Raw genomic sequence first — 4,847 nt, forward strand, 5'->3', positions numbered from 1 at the left:
GAACCGAGTTCCGGGTCCCGGCCCAGCACGCGCGCGCCGCCGAGCGTTGCCAGGCGCAGAACTTGACGAACAGTCAGAGATGCGGGGTCGTCGGCTCCGAGTCGGCCGACGAGCAGCGCGTTGCGCAGTTCGGTGTGCAGTTCCCCCGACTCGTTGGAGGCGGTGCCGTCCACGCCGAGGCCGACCGGGACGCCGGCCGCGAGCATGGCGGGGACGCGGGCGATGCCCGCCGCGACACGGGCGTTGGAGGACGGGCAGTGCCCGACCCCCGTGCCCGTACGGGCGAAGGCGTCGATGTCCGCGTCGTCCATGTGGATGCAGTGGGCCATCCATACGTCCTCGCCGAGCCAGCCCGTCGACTCGAAGTACGCGGTCGGCCCCATGCCGAACCGCTCGCGGCAGAACCGGGCCTCCTCCACGGTTTCCGATCCGTGCGTATGCAGCCGCACCCCTTTACGGCGCGCCAACTCCGCGCTCTCCTTCATCAGTTGGGTGGTGACGGAGAAGGGGGAGCAGGGGGCGGCGGCGATCTGCGCCATCGAGCCGAAGGAGGGGTCGTGGTGCTCGTCGATGGCCTTCTCGGTCGCGGCGAGCGCGCCCTCGGTGGACTCGACGGCGAAGTCCGGCGGCAGCCCGCCGTCCGAGACGCCCAGGTCCATGGAGCCGCGGGCGAGGGTGAAGCGGACGCCGAGTTCGGCGGCGGCCGACAGTTCGGCGGAGACCAGGTCGCCGGAGCCCTGGGGGAAGATGTAGTGGTGATCGGCGGCGAGCGTCACTCCGCCGCGGGCCATCATGGCGAGCGAGCCGCGGGCCGCCGCGTGCACCATGGGCTCGTCGATCCGCGCCCAGGTGGGGTACAGCGCGACCAGCCAGTCGAAGAGGCGGTGCTCCGTGGCGAGGCCGCGGGTGAGCCACTGGTAGAAGTGGTGATGGGTGTTGACCAGGCCCGGAGTGAGCAGATGGCCCGTACCGTCGACGCTCCGGACGACGTTCGCGAGCCCTTCCGGGGCCCTGCCCGCGCCCAGGGATTCGATCCGGTGGCCGGCGATGACGACGTGACCGCTCGCGTACTCGGCGCCGTCGGCGTCGACGGTCGCGATGGCGCAGTTCTCGATGACCGTACGGGCCTCGGGGGCGGTACGGGTCGTGGGGGCGGTACGGGCCGCGGGGGCTGTACGGGCCGTGGGAGCCGTGGGAGCCGTACGAGTTGCGGGGGCCGTTTGGGCCGCGCGGGCCTCGCGCGGGGTGGTGCTGCCGGGGGGTTCCGATGCTGCCATGGTGCCTCCTCGTCCGTTCGGTGGGGAGTGCCGGTGCTTCCCCGCACCCGCTCAGAGATTCGTCAGGTCCGGGGGGATCCCGGCCTCGGCGCCCTCGCGCAGGACGGTGGCCTCTATCAGCCCGTACGGACGGTCCGCCGCGTGATAGACGGCCGCGTCGGCGGTGTCGTTCTCCAGCCCGAACGGCTCCAGATCCACCAGGAAGTGATGCTTGTTCGGGAGCGAGAACCGCACCTCGTCGATCTCGTCGTTGCGGGAGATGACACGCGAGCCCATCTCGTACAGGGTCTGCTGGAGCGAGCGGCTGTACGTCTCCGCGAACGCCTGGAGCATGTCCGCCCGGACCCGCCGGTACGTGCTCTCCCAGGCGGGCTCCCGGTGCGGGTCGCCGCTCCAGCCGAACCGCCAGCGGGCGGAGACCTCGGAGGCGAGGACCCGGTCGTACGCCTCCTCCAATGTCGTGTACTCGTCCTTGACGTAGCCCCAGAACTCCGAGTTGGTGGAGTTCAGCACGACTAAGTCCTTGAGGCCGGAGACGATCTGCCACCGTTCGCCGTCGAAGGCGACCTGGGCGAGGCGGGTCTCCTGCCCGCTGCGGACGAATGAATGCCCGCTCGCCACACTGCCGTTGGCTTCGCCCGCTCCCCCACCGCCCTCGACCCCTCCGGCGATCCGGTCCCAGGCGTACTCCTCGACGCGGATGCGAGCCCGCTTGATCGGCCCCTGGCTGGTGACGAAGTGACGGGCCAACAGAATGCCGAACTGCTCCGCCGATTCGATGCCGTGCTTCTTGGCGAAGGCGTACACGGTGTTCTTCGTCGTGTCGGTGGGAAGGCAGTTGGCGTTGGAGCCGGAGAGGTGGACGTCCTCCAGATCGCCGGAGAGCGCGACGGAGACGCTGAGGTCTTTTATGTGGTGGGTGGCGCCGTTCCGCGTGATTCTGACGACATGGCACTCGGCCTTGCCGTACTGGTTCTGCCCGAGGACGACGGCGGGCGCCGGTCGCGAATGGACTGTCATATCGTGCTAGCTCCCTCGGTATACGGAGTAGCCGAACGGGTTGAGCAGCAGCGGTACGTGGTAGTGCTCGCCCGGCACGACGGCGAAGGCGACCGTCACTTCGGGGAAGAAGGCCCCCGTCTCCCGACCAGCTTCCTCCTCGAAGTAGTCCGTGGTCTCAAAGACGAGCTGCGCGTGGGTAGTTGACTCCGGCAGCGGCGACAGGTCCCGGCAGCGCCCATCGCCGTCGGTGCGCGACTCCCCATGCACCCGCCATCGGCTCGCGTCGCCGGTACGTACCGAGAGTGTGACGGGCACGTCCCGCGCGGGGCGCCCGGCGCTGGTGTCCAGGACGTGGGTGGACACCGACGCGGCCGAGGCGACGCCTCCGGCGGCCCCGGCCCCAGTCGCTCCGACAGGCCCAGTCGTTCCAGCAGGCCCAGTCACTCCAACCGGCCCAGTGCTGCCGTCGCTCATGGCCGTAACGCTCCTTCGGTGACGAGGCGGGCCAGCCGGACGCGATTGATCCTGCCCAGTTCGGCCCGCACGATCTCGTTCTCCCGCTCCGGCGTGTTGCCGATCCGGGCGCGTACCGCGTCGCGCAACTGCTCGCCGCTGAGACCGCTGGCGCAGATCAGGAAGACGTGTCCGAACCGCCGCCGATAGGCCCGGTCGAGTTCCGCCGTCTCGGCTCTGACCTGCTCGGACGCGTCGGCCATGCCCCGCTGCTCGCGGGCGGAGACGGCGTCCCCCGGCGCCGGGCGGCCGAGCGGCGGGTGCCCGGCCACCGCCGCGGCCAGCTCTTCCGCACCGAGCCGGGCGGTGGCGGCGTCACTGGCGCCGAGGAGGGTTTCGGAGTCGGGGTACGGGCGCCGCGCGAGGATCGCCCCGCACCATTCCTCGCTGGTGCAGACCTCGCGCAGCGCGGCGCGGGCCGCGGTGTCGTCGGCTGTGTTGAAGCGGGCGAGGACCGGATCCGTGCTCGGCCTCATATGGGCCTCCGTGGCTGCGATCTGGGGATTCGCTGGGCCGGCCCGCGCGCCGACGGTGCCAGGGACTGTCAGGAACTGCCGGGGACTGCCAGGGACTGCCAGGGACGGCGGGCTGCGCATAGCTAACGCCCTGGGAATCACAACGTCAACACTTTGTTGAAACCATCTGGTGAAATCGGTGCCGACTTGGACTGGCCCGGACCGGTCCGAAGCGCTCCGATCAGTCCGTCAGCGCCCGCGTGATGTGGTCGAAGTCGTCGAGAAGCGCGGCCAGCCGCCCCTCGGGGAGCGCCTGGACCATGCGGGACTCGATGGCGTATACGGCGGCCTGCGCCCCGCCGAGTCGGCGGCGGCCCTCGCCGGTCAGGGTGGCGGGGCGGGCGCGCCCGTGGTCGACGGTCGAGGGGCGGGTGAGCAGCCCGTCGTCCTGGAGGCCGCGCAGGACGACGTTCATGGACTGGCGGGTCACGAAGGTCGCGCGGGCGAGCTCGGCGTTTGACATGCCGGGCCGGGCGGCGAGGACCTCCAGGCAGGCGTACTGCGGAACGGTCAGACCGTGCTCGCGCAGCGCCTGGTCCATGGCGGCGCGCAAGGCGGCGTGCGCGCGCTTGAGCCGGTATCCCACGTGATCGAGTACGTCAGCGGCCGGGTGCGGCGGTTCCACCTGCGAGCTCTCCTGCATGTCCATATTTTGACACCTCCGGGGATCGGGTTTAGCGTCGAGTATGTCAAAGTCCTGACATCGAAAGTTCCGGACGAGCCCGGCACCAGCCCGGCGCGCGTTCCGGAACGCCCCTACGTGAGTTCCGACGCCCATAGCCCCGGCACTCACACTCCGGCATTCACAACTCCGGCATTCCCATCTCCGGTACGCACCCCGTTCCGGCATCCCGAGGAGAGCACTCATGACCGTCAGCATCGATGGCCCCGACTTCATCGCCCTTCAGGTGCGCGACCTGGCGGCGGCCGCGGAATTCTGCGAGAAGAACCTCGGCCTGCGCCGCGCCCCCTACTCGCCGCCCCACGGCGTCGTCTTCGACACCAAGCCGACCCCGATGGCCGTACGCGAACCGCTGCCCGGCACCGACCTGGACTCCGGGCGCCCCGGCCTCGGCGTCGCCATGTGGTTCTCCACCCCCGACACGCAGGCCCTGCACGACCAGCTCACGGCGAACGGCGTCGAGATCCTTACCCCGATCACCGAGAGCCCCTTCGGCCCGATGTTCTCCTTCGCCGGCCCCGAGGGCTACGTCCTGACCGTGCACCAGGCCCAGCCCCAGGAGAGCTGACCGTGACCGCCGTCTCCTTCACCCCCGCCGGGCCGTACTCGCTGGCCGCCTCCAGCCGGTTCCTGGAGAGCTGCACCCCCGCCGCGTACGAGCGCGCCCCCGACGGGGTGCTGCGGCTGGCCTTCCCCGCCGACGACGGGGAGGCCGTCATCGGGTGCGCCGTGCGGCAGGAGGAGACGGCGGCCGACGGGGCCCCGGCCACCGTGCACGCCGAGTACACCCGCTACGTCGACGGGCGGGCGGCCGAGCCCGCCGACGGGTCGCCGGCCGCCGAGGCGGTACGGGCCCAG

General features: G+C 71.0%; 6 protein-coding genes and 1 pseudogene. 2 read left to right on the forward strand and 5 right to left on the reverse strand.

Annotated features, from left to right (window positions below; translation table 11 throughout):
* From ACFU99_RS33185 to ACFU99_RS33205, 5 genes are all read right to left on the reverse strand, one after another.
* On the reverse strand, positions 1–1,277 hold a 1,277-nt coding region (locus ACFU99_RS33185), incomplete at its 3' end, for an 8-oxoguanine deaminase (protein WP_384399113.1).
* 51 nt (positions 1,278–1,328) lie between these two features.
* Positions 1,329–2,297 (reverse strand): factor-independent urate hydroxylase, encoded by a 969-nt coding sequence (pucL, locus tag ACFU99_RS33190; RefSeq protein WP_384399115.1) that lies wholly within the window; start codon positions 2,295–2,297, stop codon positions 1,329–1,331.
* Positions 2,298–2,303: 6 nt separating this feature from the next.
* Positions 2,304–2,642, reverse strand: coding sequence for a hydroxyisourate hydrolase (gene uraH, locus ACFU99_RS33195; RefSeq protein WP_384399117.1), 339 nt, complete (start codon positions 2,640–2,642; stop codon positions 2,304–2,306).
* Between the two features lie 107 nt (positions 2,643–2,749).
* Positions 2,750–3,268 carry a 2-oxo-4-hydroxy-4-carboxy-5-ureidoimidazoline decarboxylase gene (uraD, locus tag ACFU99_RS33200; RefSeq protein WP_384399119.1) on the reverse strand — a complete coding sequence of 173 codons (519 nt, stop codon included), beginning with the start codon at positions 3,266–3,268 and terminating at the stop codon, positions 2,750–2,752.
* 220 nt (positions 3,269–3,488) lie between these two features.
* On the reverse strand, positions 3,489–3,950 hold the full coding sequence (locus tag ACFU99_RS33205; protein ID WP_384399123.1) for a MarR family winged helix-turn-helix transcriptional regulator: 462 nt from the start codon (positions 3,948–3,950) through the stop codon (positions 3,489–3,491).
* Between the two features lie 223 nt (positions 3,951–4,173).
* Between ACFU99_RS33205 and ACFU99_RS33210 the strand changes: the two genes are divergently transcribed.
* Both ACFU99_RS33210 and ACFU99_RS33215 read left to right on the forward strand, forming a co-directional pair.
* Entirely contained in the window at positions 4,174–4,557 is a 384-nt protein-coding gene (locus ACFU99_RS33210; RefSeq protein ID WP_384399121.1) for a VOC family protein, read from the forward strand.
* A gap of 2 nt (positions 4,558–4,559) precedes the next feature.
* Positions 4,560–4,847 (forward strand): annotated as a pseudogene (locus ACFU99_RS33215) (DNA-3-methyladenine glycosylase 2 family protein); the annotation flags it as partial.

The sequence above is a fragment of the Streptomyces sp. NPDC057654 genome (assembly GCF_042800135.1).
GTDB lineage: Bacteria > Actinomycetota > Actinomycetes > Streptomycetales > Streptomycetaceae > Streptomyces.

Coding starts and splice junctions, on each gene's coding strand:
- pucL (WP_384399115.1), bottom strand. CDS start 2,297: ATGACAGTCCATTCGCGACCGGCGCCCGCCGTCGTCCTCGGGCAGAAC.
- ACFU99_RS33210 (WP_384399121.1), top strand. CDS start 4,174: ATGACCGTCAGCATCGATGGCCCCGACTTCATCGCCCTTCAGGTGCGC.
- ACFU99_RS33205 (WP_384399123.1), bottom strand. CDS start 3,950: ATGCAGGAGAGCTCGCAGGTGGAACCGCCGCACCCGGCCGCTGACGTA.
- uraD (WP_384399119.1), bottom strand. CDS start 3,268: ATGAGGCCGAGCACGGATCCGGTCCTCGCCCGCTTCAACACAGCCGAC.